The organism is Variovorax paradoxus (genome assembly GCF_022009635.1).
GTDB lineage: Bacteria > Pseudomonadota > Gammaproteobacteria > Burkholderiales > Burkholderiaceae_C > Variovorax.
Window position 1 is genome coordinate 5,849,280 of sequence record NZ_CP091716.1, and the last position, 15,889, is coordinate 5,865,168.

The window sequence follows — 15,889 nt, forward strand, 5'->3', positions numbered from 1 at the left end:
TTCAGCGGCGCCAGCCGCGCATCGCCAGCCATTGCACGATGCCGCAGACCACCACGAGCGCGGCGTAGGTCGCCATCATCCCGTCGCGCCCGAACACCACGAGGCCGCCCGCCAGCACCCCGACGCCGGCCAGGAAAACGAACGCCAGCTGCGCCCACCAGCGCGGCACGCCGGCGCGCCCGCCGCCCAGGTAACGGCCGGCGAACACCAGCACCAGCGCCATGAAGGCGGCAGGTGCAACGAAATTGAGCAGGTGATCGAGGAGGTCGAGCAGGTCCATCGGAGGGCCGCATGCGTGGGTGAGGTCATGCGGCAGGGCTTATGGCTGTCATAGGGAAAGCCATTTGTCCCTCTGCAAGCCCGGTGCGGCTGCTGATTTTATAATCACGGGAATGTCTGTCTGGGCTCTTGGCTTGAACCACACGACCGCGCCGCTCGATCTGCGCGGTCGTTTTGCGTTCGCGCTCGACCAGATCGCCCCCACGCTGCAGAGCCTGCGCAGCTCCTTCGGCTCCGGCCGCCATCCCCAGGTCGAGGCCGCGATCATCTCCACGTGCAACCGCACCGAGATCTACTGCGCCTCCGAGCACGCCGCGCTCGACCACACCTTCGGCTGGCTGGCCCAGAGCGGCGGCGTGACGCCCGCGCTGCTGCGCTCGCATGCCTACACCCTGCACGACGACGAAGCCGCGCGCCACGCCTTCCGCGTGGCCAGCGGGCTCGATTCCATGGTGCTCGGCGAGGCCCAGATCCTCGGCCAGATGAAAGACGCGGTGCGCGCCGCAGAAACCGCCGGCGCGCTCGGCAGCACGCTCAACCAGCTGTTCCAGCGCTCCTTCGCCGTTGCAAAGGAAGTGCGCACCGCCACCGAGATCGGCGCGCACTCCATCAGCATGGCCGCCGCCGCCGTGCGACTGGCCGGCCAGCTGTTCGAAGACCTGCGCAAGACGCGCGTGCTGTTCGTCGGCGCCGGCGAAATGATCGACCTCGCGGCCACGCACTTCGCGGCCAAGGAGCCCAAGTCCATCGGCATCGCCAACCGCACGCTGGAGCGCGGCGAGAAGCTGGCCTCGCGCTTCGGCGGCGAAGCCATGCGGCTGGCCGACCTGCCCTCGCGGCTGGCGGAATTCGACATCGTCGTGAGCTGCACCGCGAGCACGCTGCCGATCATCGGCCTGGGTGCCGTGGAGCGCGCGCTCAAGGCACGCAAGCACCGCCCGATGTTCATGGTCGACCTGGCCGTGCCGCGCGACATCGAGCCCGAAGTGAAGGCGCTGGAAGACGTGTACCTGTACACCGTCGACGACCTCGCGCAGGTGGTGCAGCAGGGCCACGCCAACCGCCAGGCCGCCGTGGCGCAGGCCGAAGTCATCATCGACGCCGGCGTGCAGAGCTTCATGCACTGGCTGGGCCAGCGCGGTACCGTGCCGCTGATCCAGCAACTCAACGCGCAGGCCGACGAATGGCGCGCCGCCGAGATGGCACGCGCCCGCAAGCTGCTGGCCAAGGGCGAGTCGGTCGAGGCCGTGCTCGAAGCCATGTCGCGCGGACTCACGCAGAAAATGATGCACGGCGCGCTGGCCGAACTGCACGCGGGCGATGCCACTTCGCGCGAGCAGACGGCGCAGACCATCTCGCGCCTGTTCCTGCGCAAAGAGCGTTAGCGACGCTCGCCAGCGGCCCGGCTCCGCCGGCCGCAGCCTTCATTGCGCCTGCCGCTGCATTGCGGCTTCCTCCCATTTTTTCGAGCCCCTTCCGCCGTGAAATCCTTTCTGCGCCACCAACTCGAACGCTACGCCCAGCGCCTGGGCGAGCTCGACTTCCTGCTCTCGCGCGAAGACATCATGAGCGACATGGCGCAGTACCGCACCATCTCGCGCGAGCATGCCGAAGTCACCCAGATCGCCGGCCGCTATGAGCGCTACAGGCAGCGCGAGGCCGACATCGCCGGCGCCAAGGAGATGCTCGACGACCCCGACATGGCCGAGATGGCACGCGAGGAAATCTCCGGCGCCGAGGCCGAGCTGGTGCAGCTCGAGGAAGAGCTGCAGCGCCTGCTGCTGCCCAAAGACCCGGACGACGCGCGCAACGCCTTTCTCGAAATCCGCGCGGGCACGGGCGGCGACGAATCTGCCCTCTTCGCGGGCGACCTGCTGCGCATGTACACGCGCTATTGCGAGCGCGCCGGCTGGCGCTGCGAGATCGTGAGCGAGAGCGAGAGCGAACTCGGCGGCTACAAGGAAGTGGTGGTGCGCATCGTCGGCGACGACGTGTTCGGCCACCTGCGCTTCGAGTCGGGCGGCCATCGCGTGCAGCGCGTGCCCACCACCGAGACGCAAGGCCGCATCCACACCAGCGCCTGCACGGTCGCCGTGCTGGCCGAGCCCGACGAGACCGTGGCCGTGCAGATCAACCCGGCCGACCTGCGCATCGACACCTACCGCGCGAGCGGCGCGGGCGGACAGCACATCAACAAGACCGACTCCGCCGTGCGCATCACGCACATCCCGACCGGCATCGTGGCCGAGTGCCAGGACGACCGCAGCCAGCACCGCAACAAGGCCAAGGCGCTGCAGGTGCTGTCGGCGCGCATCCAGGAGAAGGAGCGCAGCGAGCGCGCCGCCAAGGACGCCGCCATGCGCAAGGGGCTGATCGGCAGCGGCGACCGCTCGGACCGCATCCGCACCTACAACTTTCCGCAGGGCCGGCTCACCGACCACCGCATCAACCTCACGCTCTACAAGCTGCTGGCCATCATGGAAGGCGACCTCGGCGACGTGCTGGACGCCCTGCGCGCCGCGCGCGAGGCCGAGCAACTGGCCGAGCTGGAATCGAGCCTGCCGGCGTGATGACCGTCGACAACCCCAAGCCGTCCACCGTGGCGCAGGCGCTGGCCGCCGCGATCGCACTGGGCATCGACCGGCTCGATGCGCAGTTGCTGCTGCTGCATGCGCTGGGCCGCGCGCCGCACGACCGCGCTTGGCTGCTGGCGCACGACACCGATGCATTGCGGGACGAGGCCTGGTCCGCGCTTTCCACGCAACTGTCGCGCCGCCTCGCGGGCGAGCCGGTCGCCTACCTGCTCGGCGAGAAGGAATTCCACGGCCTCGACCTGCGGGTCGACGCGCGGGTCCTGGTGCCGCGGCCCGACACCGAGACGCTGGTCGAATGGGCGCTGGAGTGCCTCGAAGGCCATGCCGCGCCGCGCGTGCTCGACCTCGGCACGGGCAGCGGCGCGATCGCGCTGGCCCTGCAGCATGCGCGCGCCGATGCGCAGGTCGATGCGGTCGATACCAGCGCCGACGCGCTGGCGGTCGCGCAGGCCAACGCCCAGCGCCTGGGCCTGCCGGTGCGCTTCGCGCTGGCGAACTGGCTCGACGGTGCCGAAACCGGCTACGCGGTCATCGCCAGCAACCCGCCGTACATCGCCGCCAACGACCCGCACCTGCCCGCCCTGCGGCACGAGCCCGTCTCCGCGCTGGTCGCGGGTACCGACGGGCTCGACGACATCCGGCAGATCGTCCGGCACGCCCCCGCGCACCTGGCGGAAGGCGGCTGGCTGCTGCTCGAACACGGCCACGACCAGGCCGCCGCCGTGCGCCAACTGCTCGCAGAACGCGGTTTCGCCGAAGTGCAAAGCCGCGAAGACCTCGCCGGCATCCAGCGCTGCTCCGGCGGAATCTGGCGCACGGTGAAATAATCCCCTCAGCCCACTTTTCAGGAGTCCCCATGTCCGACGCCCAACAACGTATCGACGATCTCGTCAAGACCAACGACCTCGTGCTCTTCATGAAGGGCAACGCCAGTTTCCCGATGTGCGGCTTCTCCGGCCGCGCGATCCAGATCCTCAAGGCGGTTGGCGTCGACACCAAGGCGCTCAAGACCGTCAACGTGCTCGAAGACGACGGCATCCGCCAGGGCATCAAGGAATACAGCAACTGGCCCACGATCCCCCAGCTCTACGTGAAAGGCGAGTTCGTCGGCGGCTCGGACATCATGATGGAGATGTACGAGTCGGGCGAGCTGCAGCAGGTCATCGGCGGCGGCGCCTCGGCCTGATACGGCAGGCTCCGCGATGAGCCACGATCACGGCCCCGACGACGGCCATTCTCATGGCCATTCCCACGAAGGCGAACCGGCCTGGAAGCACGACGGCGTGCGCGTGGTCGCCGCCAACCAGCTCGACGTGAACACCGCCCAGACGCCCGGCATGAACCGGGCGGCGGCCATCAACTTCGCCCGCGTCGGCGCGCAGAAGCTGTGGGCCGGCACCGTGACCATCCACGCCGATGCCAAGACCGGGGCCCATCACCACGGGCATCTCGAATCGGTGATCTATGTGGTGCGCGGCCGGGCCCGTATGCGCTGGGGCGACAAGCTGGAGTTCACAGCCGAGGCCGGACCGGGCGACTTCATCTACGTGCCGCCTTACGTGCCGCACCAGGAAATCAACGCCAGCGCCACCGAGACGCTCGAATGCGTGCTGTGCCGCAGCGACGGCGAAGCGGTGGCCGTGAACCTCGACATCGAACCCGTCGAGAAGCCCGAATCGGTACTCTGGGTCGACCCGACCCACCCCCACGGCGGAGTCTGAGCGCTTTCCGGGGGCCGAGTCATGGCACCATGGCATTCTTAGCGTGCCACCATGACCCTGACCCAAAGCCTGCTCATCATCCTCCTGCTGATCGCGCTGAGCGCGTTCTTCTCCCTTGCCGAGATCACCCTGGCCGCTTCACGCCGCCTGCGCCTGCGCCAGATGGCCGACGAAGGCGACCCTCGGGCCGAGAAGGTGCTGCGGGTGCAGGAGCAGCCGGGCCACTATTTCACCGTGGTGCAGATCGGCCTCAACGCGGTGGCCATCCTCGGCGGCGTGGTGGGCGAAGGCTCGCTCAGCCCCTACTTCGCCGTCTTCTTCGAGAAATGGCTGAGCGTGGAAGCCTCGGCCAACGTGGCGTTCCTGTGCTCGTTCGTGATCGTCATCGCGGTGTTCCTGGTGTTCGCCGACCTGTTTCCCAAGCGGCTGGGCATGAGCAGCCCCGAGCAGCTGGCGGTGCGCGTGGTCGGGCCGATGCTGCTGCTGATCACCGCCTTCAAGCCGCTGGTGTGGTTCTTCACGAATTGCACCGACCTGCTGTTCAAGGTGCTGGGCATGCCGATGGCCCGCGACGACAAGATCACGTCGGCCGACATCCTCGCGATGACCGAGGCCGGCGCGCGCGCCGGCGTGCTCGCGGTGCGCGAGCAGCAGGTGATTGCCAACGTGTTCGAGCTGGAGACGCGGCTGGTGAGCAGCGTGATGACGGCGCGCGAGAGCATCGCCTGGTTCCTGCACGACGACCCCGAGACGGTGCTGCGCGCGCGCATCGTGGCCGAGCCCTTTTCGGCCTACCCGGTGTGCGACGGCGACATCGACCACGTGCTGGGCTACGTCGACGCCAAGGACATGTTCCAGCGCGTGCTCAGCGGCCAGCCTCTGGCCTTCGACCAGGGGCTGCCGCTGCACAAGGCACTCGTCATTCCAGACCGGCTGTCGCTGACCGAAGTGCTCGAGCAGTTCCAGCAGGCGCATGAAGACTTCGCGATCATCGTCAACGAATACAGCCTGGTGGTGGGCGTGATCACGCTCAACGACGTGATGAGCACGGTCATGGGCGACCTGGTGTCGACGCCCGACGAAGAGCAGATCGTGCAGCGCGACGAGAACTCCTGGCTCATCGACGGCATCACGCCCATCCAGGACGTGCAGCGCGCGCTGCACATCGACGAGCTGCCGCACTCGGAGGAATACGAAACCCTCGCCGGCTTCCTGATGGTGATGCTGCGCCGCGTTCCCAAGCGCACCGACAACGTGAGCTGGGGCGGCTATACCTTCGAGGTCATGGACGTGGACAGCTACCGCATCGACCAGGTGATGGTCACCAAGGGCTCGGGCACCGCCAAGGCGCCGGCGAGCTGAACATCCAGCGGTTTCAGGCGGCCGAGCGGTCGCGCTCGCGATCCTTGTCGTTGAACACCCAGAGCCGCTGGTTGGAGAACACGGCGTTCGGGTACGGCGACTTGCCGCGGCTGCCGTTGTAGCGGCCGAGTGTCATGTAGAGGTCGCCGTTCTCGCGGTCGAGGTAGTGGCGCAGGATCACGCAGCCGAAGCGCAGGTTGGTCTGCATGTGGAACAGCTTGGCGGGGTCGGCGTCGCCGATCACGCGCGTCCAGAAAGGCATCACCTGCATGTAACCGCGCGCGCCGGCGCTCGACACGGCGAACTTGCGGAAGTTGCTCTCAACCTGCACCAGCCCCAGCACCAGGCTCACTTCGAGGCCCGAGCGCTTGGATTCATACCAGGCGGTCTGCAGGAATTCCTTGCGCGACGGCCAGTCGGGAATCTTCTTCTTGAGCCGTTCGCTCATTTCGCCGAGCCAGCGCAGGTAGACCAGCCGGGCCTCGGTGTTCGGGAACTCGGGCACCGGCGGCGCCTTGTTGTGGATGGCCGAACTCAGCGCTGTGCGCACCGAGTCGATCAGCGGCTCCTCGATCTGCGCGCCGGCCTGGGCGGTCCGGGGCAGCGACAACATCGTGAGGGCGCTCGCCGTCATGGCGCCGCCCAGGCAATGGCGTCGCGAGAGACCGCCCTCCAGGCTCATTTCGCGAGCTTGCCGGTGATGAATTCGGCGATGCCGGCGGCGGGCACCTTGGTGGCCGCGGTGTCGCGCCGGCCCTGGTATTCGAGCTGACCTTCCTTCAGGCCGCGGTCGGAGATGACCACGCGGTGCGGCACGCCGATGAGTTCCCAGTCGGCGAACATCGCGCCGGGGCGCTCGCCGCGGTCGTCGAGCAGCACGTCGACGCCCTTGGCGAGCAGCTCTTCATAGAGCGCTTCGGCCGCGACCTTGACCTCGGGGCTGCGGTCCATGCCGATCGGGCAGACCACCACGGTGAACGGCGCCAGCGCGTCGGGCCAGATGATGCCGCGCTCGTCGTGGTTCTGTTCGATGGCGGCGGCGGGCAGGCGCGTGATGCCGATGCCGTAGCAGCCCATCTCGAGGAATTGCGGCTTGCCGCCTTCGTCGAGGTAGGTGGCGTTCATGTCCTTGCTGTACTTGGTGCCGAGCACGAACACGTGGCCCACTTCGATGCCGCGCTCGATGGCCAGCACGCCCTTGCCGTCGGGCGAGGCGTCGCCGGCGACCACGTTGCGGATGTCGGCCACCAGGTCGGGCTCGGGCAGGTCGCGGCCCCAGTTGACGCCGGTCATGTGGAAGTCGACCTCGTTCGCACCGGTGATCCAGTCGGCCAGCACGGCGGCCTCGCGGTCGGCCACCAGCTTGACGGGCTTCTTGAGATTCAGCGGGCCCAGGTAGCCGGGCTTGCAGCCGAAGTGCTCGTCGATTTCAGCGAGGGTCGCAAAGCGGAAGCCCTGGTCCAGGCCGGGCAGCTTGCTGACCTTGATCTCGTTCATGTCGTGGTCGCCGCGCAGCAGCAGCAGCCAGACCTGCGAGCCCTTGGGATTGCCGGCCGCGTCGAGGATGTCGGTGGCCAGCACCAGCGACTTGATGGTGGTGGAAAGCGGCACGCCGAGCAGCTCGGCCACGTCGGCGCAGGTGCTCTTGCCGGGGGTCGGCGTCTTCTCGAGCGCCTTGGCGGCGGCGGGACGCGGGCCGGCCGGCGCGAGCGCCTCGGCCTTTTCCATGTTGGCGGCGTAGTCGCTGTCGGGGCAGTAGACGATGGCGTCTTCGCCGGTGGCGGCGATCACCTGGAATTCTTCGCTCAGGTCGCCGCCGATGGCGCCGCTGTCGGCCGCCACGGCGCGGTAGCGCAGACCGAAGCGGTCGAAGATGTTGCGGTAGGCCTGCGCCATGATCTGGTAGCTGGCCTTGGCCGCGTCGAGGTCGCGGTCGAAGCTGTAGGCGTCCTTCATGATGAATTCGCGCCCGCGCATCAGGCCGAAGCGCGGACGGCGCTCGTCACGGAACTTGGTCTGGATCTGATAGAAATTCTTCGGCAGCTGCTTGTAGCTGCGGATTTCCTGGCGCGCGATGTCAGTCACCACTTCTTCGCTGGTCGGCTGGATCACGAAGTCGCGGTCATGGCGGTCCTTGATGCGCAGCAGCTCGGGGCCCATCTTCTCAAAGCGGCCGGTCTCCTGCCAGAACTCGGCCGGCTGCACCACGGGCATCGTCATCTCGACGGCGCCGGCGCGGTTCATTTCCTCGCGCACGATGGCCTCGACCTTGCGGATCACGCGCAGCCCCATGGGCATGTAGGTGTAGATGCCCGTGCCGAGCTTCTTGATCATGCCGGCGCGCATCATGAGCCGGTGGCTCGCGACCTCTGCGTCAGCGGGCGCTTCCTTGAGGGTGGAGACAAAAAATCGGGAAGCTTTCATCGGGATCGCGGTGATGGAAACGGGAATGGAAGTGGGGAACTGCTCCCCCGGAGAGACCCTGAGAGCCTGCATCGCAGCTTGCCGAGGGCAACCCGGCATGCATAATCGACTCAGTTCAAAAATTGGGGTTTGATTATGCTCGACCGGGACGGCTTCAGGCCCAACGTCGGCATCATCCTGCTCAACCAGAGAAACCAGGTTTTCTGGGGCAAGCGCATACGCACGCATTCCTGGCAGTTTCCGCAAGGCGGCATAGACCGCGGCGAAAGTCCCGAGCAAGCCATGTTCCGGGAACTGCATGAGGAAGTGGGGCTCCATCCGGAGCATGTGCGCATCGTGGCCCGTACCCGCGACTGGTTGCGCTACGAGGTGCCGGATCGGTTCATCCGCCGTGACGCACGGGGCCACTACAAGGGCCAGAAACAAATCTGGTATTTGCTGCAACTCGTCGGCCACGATTGGGATCTCAACCTGCGTGCAACCGACCATCCCGAATTCGACGCCTGGCGCTGGCATGACTACTGGGTGCCGCTCGACGTCGTCGTCGAGTTCAAGCGCGGCGTCTACGAGATGGCGCTCACCGAGCTTGCTCGCTACCTGCCACGGCAGGATTTCCGCAACCGCTTCCTGCGCAGCAACGTGCGCGCCCGAGAATTCGAGCGCCATTCGCTGGACGCCGGCGCGCCGCCCGGACTGGACCTGCCGCCGGGCGGCAGCTTCGATCCGCATCCAGACATTCCTTCAGTGAGCGATGAACCTTCTGCCAACCACAACGCGCCCTTCCTTCCGACGCAACGCTGAACGCGCGCTCCTGCTCGCCTGCTTCGGCATCCTTGCCGGATGCGCCTCGGGCAACCACGATACCGACAACGCCGACTGGGCCCAGGCCGGCATGCCGCCGCCGCCCAAGCGCTCCGAGACAGACAGGGAGTGGGCCGAAACCGCCGTTCCGCCGCCCCCGGCGTTCAGCGAAAGCCGCTTGCTGCAAATCTCGATGCCGCCGTACATGAGCCTGCAGTTCGGCATCGACCCGAACACGATCGCCATCACCGGCGACGGCATCGTGCGCTACGTGGTGGTGGCGCACAACCGTTCCGGCGGCGCCGTCAACGCCTTCTACGAAGGCGTGCGCTGCTCGACCTCGGAGATGAAAAGCTACGCCCGCTACAACGAAGGCCGCTGGCACGAGAACGAAAAGCCCGAATGGAAGCGGTTCTACGACCTGAACTCCAGCTACACCAAGGCACTGGCCGGCCAGGCGCTGTGCCGGGGTAATGCGCCGCGCGCATCGGTCGGGGAAATGGTCCAGAACATCCGGAATCCGGTCCGGGAAGTGCAATAAGCAAAAACAAACGGGGCCCTGGGCCCCGTTTCAGTTTTCTGCCTCAGCTGGGCATCAGCACCATGTTGTCGCGGTGGACCATTTCAGGTTCCGCCACGTAGCCCAGCAGGCGCTCGAATTCGGACGAGGGCTTGCGGCAGAGCAAGCGCGCCTCCACGCTCGAATAGTTGGCCAGGCCCCGGGCCAGTTCGACGCCCTCGGCATCGCGCACTGCGATCACGTCGCCTCGCGAGAACTCGCCCGATACGGCCGTCATGCCGATCGGCAGCAGGCTCTTGCCCTCGGCCCTCACCTTGGCCGCCGCGCCGGCGTCGACGACGACAGCGCCGCGCAGCTGCAGGTGGTCAGCCATCCAGCGCTTGCGGGCCTGGTGTTTGGCGGTCTGCGCCACCAGCAGCGTCCCGATGGATTCGCCCTTCGCCAGGCGCAGCAGCGCATCGGCTTCTCGCCCCCAGGCAATGACGGTGGAAGCGCCTGAACCCGCGGCACGCTTGGCCGCAAGGATCTTGGTGATCATGCCGCCCTTGCCGATGCTCGACCCCGCGCCGCCGGCCATGGCCTCGAGGGCCGGATCGCCCGCCGCGGCCTCGTGCACGAACTTCGCTTCCAGATCTTTGCGCGGGTCGGCCGTGTAGAGGCCCTTCTGGTCCGTGAGGATGACCAGCGCATCGGCCTCGACGAGGTTGGCCACGAGCGCGCCGAGCGTGTCGTTGTCGCCGAACTTGATTTCGTCGTTGACGACGGTGTCGTTCTCGTTGATGACCGGGACGACGCCCAGCCGCAGCAGCGTGACGAGGGTCGAGCGCGCATTGAGATAGCGCTCGCGGTCGGCCAAGTCGGCATGCGTCAGCAGGACCTGGGCGCTCCCGATCTGGTTCTCGCGCAGCTTGGTCTCGTACATCTGGGCCAGGCCCATCTGGCCGACTGCCGCCGCCGCCTGCAGTTCATGAATCTCGTGCGGACGGGTGCGCCAGCCGAGCCGCTTCATGCCTTCGGCAATGGCGCCGCTCGACACCATCACGACCTCGCGGCCGTCGCGCACGAGTTCCGCCAGCTGACGGCACCATTCGCCGATGGCGGCTTCGTCGAGACCGCGCCCCTCGTTGGTCACGAGGCTGGAGCCCACCTTGACGACGATACGGCGGGCGTCCCGCAAGGCGGTGGATCCAGAATTCGAAGTCATTTCGGCTGTAGCGGTCTTGAATGCTGCGTTGATTGCTATCTGATTTGTAGCATCTTTCGATGCTGTGCCGCCGGTCAGTCGCCTTCGGGCGGCAGCGGAATGAAGCGCGGATCGATCTCGACCGGCTCATGCTCGGCCACCTGCTGCGCCTTGACCTGCTGATAGATGGCTTGCACCAGATGCTCGCAGCCTTCACGCGTGAGCGCCGAAATCTCGAACACCGGGCCCTTGAAGCGCAGGCGCTTGACGAAGTCCTTGACGCGCGCGGCGCGTTCGTCGGCGGGCACCATGTCGAGCTTGTTCAGCACGAGCCAGCGCGGCTTTTCGTAGAGCGCGGCGTCGTATTTCTTCAGTTCGCCGACGATGGCCTTGGCTTGCGCCACCGGATCGATGCTGTCGTCGAACGGCGCCATGTCGACCACATGCAACAACAGGCGGGTGCGCTGCAGGTGACGCAGGAAGAGATGGCCAAGGCCGGCGCCTTCGGAAGCGCCTTCGATCAGGCCAGGCAGGTCGGCCACGACGAAGCTTTGCTCCGGGCCGACGCGCACGACGCCGAGGTTCGGGTGCAGCGTGGTGAAGGGGTAATCCGCAATGCGCGGGCGGGCATTGGAGATGGCGCTGATCAGCGTCGACTTGCCGGCATTCGGCATGCCGAGCAGGCCCACGTCGGCCAGCACCTTGAGTTCGAGCTTGAGGCTGCGCTTCTCGCCGGGCCAGCCGGGTGTCTTCTGGCGCGGGGCGCGATTGATGGCGCTCTTGAAGCGCATGTTGCCGAAGCCGCCGTCGCCGCCCTTGGCGATGGTGATGACTTCGCCTTCCGCCAGAAGCTCGAACAGCACCTCGCCGGTTTCGGCGTCGGAGATGATCGTGCCGACCGGCATCTTGAGCGTGATGTCGTCGCCAGCGGCACCGAACATGTCGGAGCCCATGCCGTGCTCTCCGCGCTTTGCTTCGTGGCGGCGCGAGTAGCGGAAATCGACGAGCGTGTTCAGATTCGAGTCGGCCACCGCGAAGACGTGGCCGCCTCGGCCGCCGTCGCCGCCGTTGGGGCCGCCGAACTCTTTGTATTTCTCATGACGGAACGACACGCAGCCGTTGCCGCCATCGCCCGCGGCGATGTCGATGAAGGCTTCGTCGACGAACTTCATGGGATGTCCAGTTTACAAATGAAGAAGCCCCGGCAATGCGGGGCCTCGGGCTGATCGAAGTGACTCGAGGCTTACGCCGCGGGCGTCACGTTGACCGTGTGCTTGTTCAGTGCACCCTTTTGACCGAACGACACGTGGCCGTCGACCAGGGCGAAGAGCGTGTGGTCCTTGCCCACGCCGACGTTCACGCCGGGGTGGAACTGGGTGCCGCGCTGGCGCACGATGATCGAGCCTGCGCTGATCAGTTCGCCGCCGAAAGCCTTCACGCCGAGCATCTTGGGCTTGGAATCGCGCCCGTTTCGCGTTGAGCCGCCGCCTTTTTTCTGTGCCATGGAATCTTCTCCTTAGCCGGCGATCGCGCCGATTTGCAGTTCGGTGAACTGCTGGCGATGGCCTTGACGTTTCTGATAGTGCTTGCGACGGCGCATCTTGAAGATGCGAACCTTGTCGTGCTTGCCGTGCGACAGTACCGTGACTGTCACCGTTGCGCCGGACACCAGGGGCGTGCCAACCTTGATTTCAGCGCCGTTGCCGACGGCCAGAACCTGGTCGATCACGATTTCCTGGCCTACGTCCGCAGCAATCTGTTCTACTTTAATTTTTTCGCCGGAAGCAACGCGATACTGCTTGCCGCCGGTTTTTATGACCGCGTACATGTAAACCTCTTAGAAATTGAGTCCCCGCGGCGAATTCCGCAGAGCCCAAGATTATAGCGCGGTTTGTGTTCGCTAACCACCCCCAGCCCCCGCCACCCCTTGCGGAAGGTAACGGCTCCCTATAATTTGCGCGTCCCGGCCCATCGGCCGCCCTTACTTTCAGCAGCGCCCCGCGCCCCCGCTTTGCCAGTTCCAGCCGCCGACACCTCCCCCACCGCCACCGTGCTGGACCTGATTGCAGGTGACATGATCGAAGTCGATCGTGTGATCTCCCGCCGTCTGGATACAGGCGTGCCGCTGGTCAGCCAAGTTTCCAAGTACATCATCTCCGCGGGCGGCAAGCGCCTGCGGCCGGCGCTGTTGCTGCTGATGTCCGGTGCGCTTGGGTACACAGGGGAGCAACGATTCAATCTGGCGGCCGTGGTGGAGTTCATCCACACGGCGACGCTGCTGCACGACGACGTGGTGGACGAATCGACCCTGCGACGTGGGCGCGCGACGGCCAACGAATCTTTCGGCAATCCAGCCAGCGTGCTGGTGGGCGACTTCCTTTATTCGCGCGCCTTCCAGATGATGTTGGACGCCAACAACATGCGCGTGATGCAGATCCTGGCCGAAGCGACCAACGTGATCGCCGAGGGCGAAGTGCTGCAGTTGATGAACATGCACGACGCATCGCTGGACGAAGCCGCCTACCTGCGCGTCATCCGCTCGAAGACCGCCAAACTGTTCGAGGCAAGCACCCGGCTCGCCGCCGTGCTGGCCGGCACCACGCCCGAAGTCGAAGAAGCCTGCGCCACCTATGGGCAAGCGCTCGGCACCGCCTTCCAGGTGATCGACGACGTGCTGGACTACGCAGGCGATGCCAACGAGACAGGAAAGAACGTCGGCGACGATCTGCGCGAAGGCAAGACCACGCTGCCGCTTATCTTCGCGATGCAGCGCGGAACGCCGGCGCAGAGCCAGCTCGTACGTGCCGCCATCGAGGCCGGAGACACCGCACAGCTGGGCAAAGTGGTCGAGATCGTTCGCGAAACAGGGGCACTCGACGCCTCCCGCGAAGCCGCCGCCGCCGAAGCACAACGAGCAATTCATGCATTGAATGGCTTTCCGTCCAATTTGCACGCTTCAGGTTTGCTACAATTGGCGGCTCAGTTGCTTGAGCGACGTGCCTGAACACCTCACCTGAGTTGGCATCTAGGACGAATTCTCTTTTTCTTGCAACCATCGGGGTGTAGCTTAGCCTGGTAGAGCGCTACGTTCGGGACGTAGAGGCCGGAGGTTCGAATCCTCTCACCCCGACCAGCCTTTGGCTGGCATAAATAAATGGCCATGCCTGTTGCTGTGTAGCGATTTACAGCACAGGAGTGTTCAGCGATGATCGTGAAGCACTTTTTCACATCTTTTGCATTCGCTGAATGGCCGCTGCCGAACTTCCAGTCAAAGAATCCGCGCAGATAGCGCTTCCAGGGCTTGCGCGTGCCCTGGTTTCCGCCGGCAAGCTGCCCGCCAAGACGGCGGAAGACATCTATCAAAAGTCGCTGAGTGGCCGCACCAGTTTCATCGCGGAACTGACCGGCACGGGAGCCGTATCGGCCGCGGACCTTGCCCATACCCTTTCCAGCGCGTTCGGCGCTCCGCTGCTCGATCTCGACGCCATCGACCACCAGCGCCTGCCCAAGGATCTGCTTGACCCGAAGCTCTGCCTTGCCTACCGCATCGTCGTTCTCAGCAAGCGCAATAACCGGCTGATCGTCGCCACGGCCGATCCGTCGGACCAGCAGGCGGCGGAAAAGATCAAGTTCGCCTCGCAGATGGGCGTGGACTGGGTCATCGCGGAATACGACAAGCTGTCGCGCATGATCGAAGCCGCCGCCGTGAGCGCGGCAGAGACCATCAACAGCATCGTCGGCAGCGAGTTCGAGTTCGACGAAGTCACGGCCGACACCTCGGGCGATGCCAACGAGCAGGCGATCGCCGAAGTCGAAGACGCACCGGTCGTGCGTTTTCTGCACAAGATGCTCCTCGACGCCGTGGGGATGCGGGCGTCGGACATCCACTTCGAGCCCTACGAGCACAACTACCGCGTGCGCTTTCGCGTCGACGGCGAACTGCGCGAGATCGCCAGCCCGCCGACCGTCATCAAGGACAAGCTCGCCTCCCGCATCAAGGTGATTTCTCGGCTCGACATCTCCGAGAAGCGCGTGCCGCAGGACGGCCGCATGAAGCTCAAGATCGGCCCCGACCGCGTGATCGACTTTCGCGTGAGCACGCTGCCCACGCTGTTCGGCGAGAAGATCGTCGTTCGTATTCTCGACCCCAGCAGCGCGCGCCTGGGCATCGATGCACTGGGCTACGACGCCGACGAGAAGGCACGGCTGCTGCACGCCATCGGCCGTCCCTACGGCATGGTGCTAGTGACCGGCCCGACGGGTTCGGGCAAGACCGTGTCGCTCTACACCTGCCTGAACCTGCTGAACCAGCCGGGCGTGAACATCGCGACGGCGGAAGACCCGTCGGAAATCAACCTGCCCGGCGTCAACCAGGTCAACGTCAACGAGCGTGCGGGCCTGACTTTCGCGGCCGCGCTGCGTGCGTTCCTGCGGCAGGATCCCGACATCATCATGGTCGGTGAAATCCGCGACCTCGAGACCGCCGACATTTCGATCAAGGCCGCCCAGACGGGCCACCTGGTGCTCTCGACACTGCACACCAACGACGCGCCGACCACGCTCACGCGGATGCGCAACATGGGCATCGCGCCGTTCAACATCGCATCGAGCGTGATCCTGATCACCGCGCAGCGCCTTGCGCGGCGCCTGTGCACCGTCTGCCGTGCGCCCGCGGACGTGCCGCGCGAGGCACTGCTCGACGCAGGATTCCAGGAAGAACAGCTGGACGGCAGCTGGAAGCCCTACCGCCCCGTCGGTTGTTCGGCATGCAGCGGCGGCTACAAGGGCCGCGTCGGCATCTACCAGGTGATGCCGATCTCGGAGGCCATCCAGGAAATCATCCTGCGCGACGGCAGCGCGCTCGACATCGCACAGCAGTCCGAGAGGGAAGGCGTGCGTTCGCTGCGCCAATCCGGCCTGCGCAAGGTCATGCAGGGCCTCACTTCGCTCGAAGAAGTCGTGGCCTGCACCAACGAATAACGCACACACTGAAAACCGGAGATCG

17 protein-coding genes and 1 tRNA gene are annotated in these 15,889 nt (G+C 65.9%); 11 read left to right on the forward strand and 7 right to left on the reverse strand.

All coding sequences use genetic code 11. The features are described from left to right. Position 1: 1 nt before the first annotated feature. Positions 2-280: a hypothetical protein gene (locus L3V85_RS27195; protein ID WP_237675770.1), complete on the reverse strand. Its 279-nt coding sequence runs from the start codon at positions 278-280 to the stop codon at positions 2-4. Positions 281-392: 112 nt separating this feature from the next. On the opposite strand from L3V85_RS27195, the gene hemA reads away from it, so the two are divergent. From hemA to L3V85_RS27225, 6 genes are all read left to right on the forward strand, one after another. Continuing rightward, positions 393-1,664, forward strand: coding sequence for a glutamyl-tRNA reductase (hemA, locus tag L3V85_RS27200; RefSeq protein WP_237675771.1), 1,272 nt, complete (start codon positions 393-395; stop codon positions 1,662-1,664). Positions 1,665-1,760: 96 nt separating this feature from the next. Then, positions 1,761-2,849 (forward strand): peptide chain release factor 1, encoded by a 1,089-nt coding sequence (gene prfA / locus L3V85_RS27205; protein ID WP_237675772.1) that lies wholly within the window; start codon positions 1,761-1,763, stop codon positions 2,847-2,849. Next, positions 2,849-3,700: a peptide chain release factor N(5)-glutamine methyltransferase gene (gene prmC, locus L3V85_RS27210; RefSeq protein WP_237675773.1), complete on the forward strand. Its 852-nt coding sequence runs from the start codon at positions 2,849-2,851 to the stop codon at positions 3,698-3,700. Before prfA ends, prmC begins: the two co-directional genes overlap by 1 nt. A 29-nt stretch (positions 3,701-3,729) precedes the next feature. Then, on the forward strand, positions 3,730-4,059 hold the full coding sequence (gene grxD, locus L3V85_RS27215; RefSeq protein WP_198082926.1) for a Grx4 family monothiol glutaredoxin: 330 nt from the start codon (positions 3,730-3,732) through the stop codon (positions 4,057-4,059). Between the two features lie 16 nt (positions 4,060-4,075). After that, a complete protein-coding gene (locus L3V85_RS27220) occupies positions 4,076-4,594 on the forward strand; it encodes a cupin domain-containing protein (protein WP_237675774.1) in 519 nt (172 codons plus the stop codon). Between the two features lie 51 nt (positions 4,595-4,645). Continuing rightward, complete coding sequence (locus L3V85_RS27225) at positions 4,646-5,956, forward strand: hemolysin family protein (RefSeq protein WP_237675775.1); 1,311 nt, start codon at positions 4,646-4,648, stop codon at positions 5,954-5,956. Between the two features lie 13 nt (positions 5,957-5,969). Here the strand turns inward: L3V85_RS27225 and L3V85_RS27230 are convergent, their stop codons facing one another. Then, positions 5,970-6,638, reverse strand: a complete 669-nt coding sequence (locus L3V85_RS27230; RefSeq protein WP_237675776.1) for a lytic transglycosylase domain-containing protein — start codon at positions 6,636-6,638, stop codon at positions 5,970-5,972. Beyond that, positions 6,635-8,380: a proline--tRNA ligase gene (locus tag L3V85_RS27235; RefSeq protein ID WP_237675777.1), complete on the reverse strand. Its 1,746-nt coding sequence runs from the start codon at positions 8,378-8,380 to the stop codon at positions 6,635-6,637. Before L3V85_RS27235 ends, L3V85_RS27230 begins: the two co-directional genes overlap by 4 nt. A 135-nt stretch (positions 8,381-8,515) precedes the next feature. On the opposite strand from L3V85_RS27235, the gene L3V85_RS27240 reads away from it, so the two are divergent. Together L3V85_RS27240 and L3V85_RS27245 are read left to right on the forward strand one after the other, a co-directional pair. After that, a complete protein-coding gene (locus tag L3V85_RS27240; RefSeq protein ID WP_237680660.1) occupies positions 8,516-9,181 on the forward strand; it encodes an RNA pyrophosphohydrolase in 666 nt (221 codons plus the stop codon). After that, positions 9,132-9,722, forward strand: coding sequence for a CNP1-like family protein (locus L3V85_RS27245; RefSeq protein ID WP_237675778.1), 591 nt, complete (start codon positions 9,132-9,134; stop codon positions 9,720-9,722). The genes L3V85_RS27240 and L3V85_RS27245 overlap by 50 nt, the downstream gene beginning before the upstream one ends. Before the next feature lie 43 nt (positions 9,723-9,765). Here the strand turns inward: L3V85_RS27245 and proB are convergent, their stop codons facing one another. The 4 genes from proB to rplU all read right to left on the reverse strand — a co-directional run bounded on the left by proB (position 9,766) and on the right by rplU (position 12,712). Next, the gene (gene proB, locus L3V85_RS27250; RefSeq protein WP_237675779.1) at positions 9,766-10,905 is read right to left on the reverse strand and encodes a glutamate 5-kinase; all 1,140 of its coding nucleotides are present in this window, start codon (positions 10,903-10,905) and stop codon (positions 9,766-9,768) included. Positions 10,906-10,979: 74 nt separating this feature from the next. After that, positions 10,980-12,056, reverse strand: a complete 1,077-nt coding sequence (gene cgtA, locus L3V85_RS27255) for an Obg family GTPase CgtA (protein WP_237675780.1) — start codon at positions 12,054-12,056, stop codon at positions 10,980-10,982. A 71-nt stretch (positions 12,057-12,127) separates the two neighbouring features. Further along, positions 12,128-12,388: a 50S ribosomal protein L27 gene (rpmA, locus tag L3V85_RS27260; RefSeq protein WP_081267930.1), complete on the reverse strand. Its 261-nt coding sequence runs from the start codon at positions 12,386-12,388 to the stop codon at positions 12,128-12,130. 12 nt (positions 12,389-12,400) lie between these two features. After that, positions 12,401-12,712: a 50S ribosomal protein L21 gene (gene rplU / locus L3V85_RS27265; RefSeq protein ID WP_057592097.1), complete on the reverse strand. Its 312-nt coding sequence runs from the start codon at positions 12,710-12,712 to the stop codon at positions 12,401-12,403. A gap of 183 nt (positions 12,713-12,895) precedes the next feature. Between rplU and L3V85_RS27270 the strand changes: the two genes are divergently transcribed. The 3 genes from L3V85_RS27270 to pilB all read left to right on the forward strand — a co-directional run bounded on the left by L3V85_RS27270 (position 12,896) and on the right by pilB (position 15,864). Next, complete coding sequence (locus tag L3V85_RS27270) at positions 12,896-13,888, forward strand: polyprenyl synthetase family protein (protein ID WP_237675781.1); 993 nt, start codon at positions 12,896-12,898, stop codon at positions 13,886-13,888. 52 nt (positions 13,889-13,940) lie between these two features. Then, positions 13,941-14,017 (forward strand) — tRNA-Pro (locus L3V85_RS27275). Between the two features lie 113 nt (positions 14,018-14,130). Continuing rightward, positions 14,131-15,864, forward strand: coding sequence for a type IV-A pilus assembly ATPase PilB (gene pilB, locus L3V85_RS27280; protein WP_237675782.1), 1,734 nt, complete (start codon positions 14,131-14,133; stop codon positions 15,862-15,864). Positions 15,865-15,889: the final 25 nt, after the last annotated feature.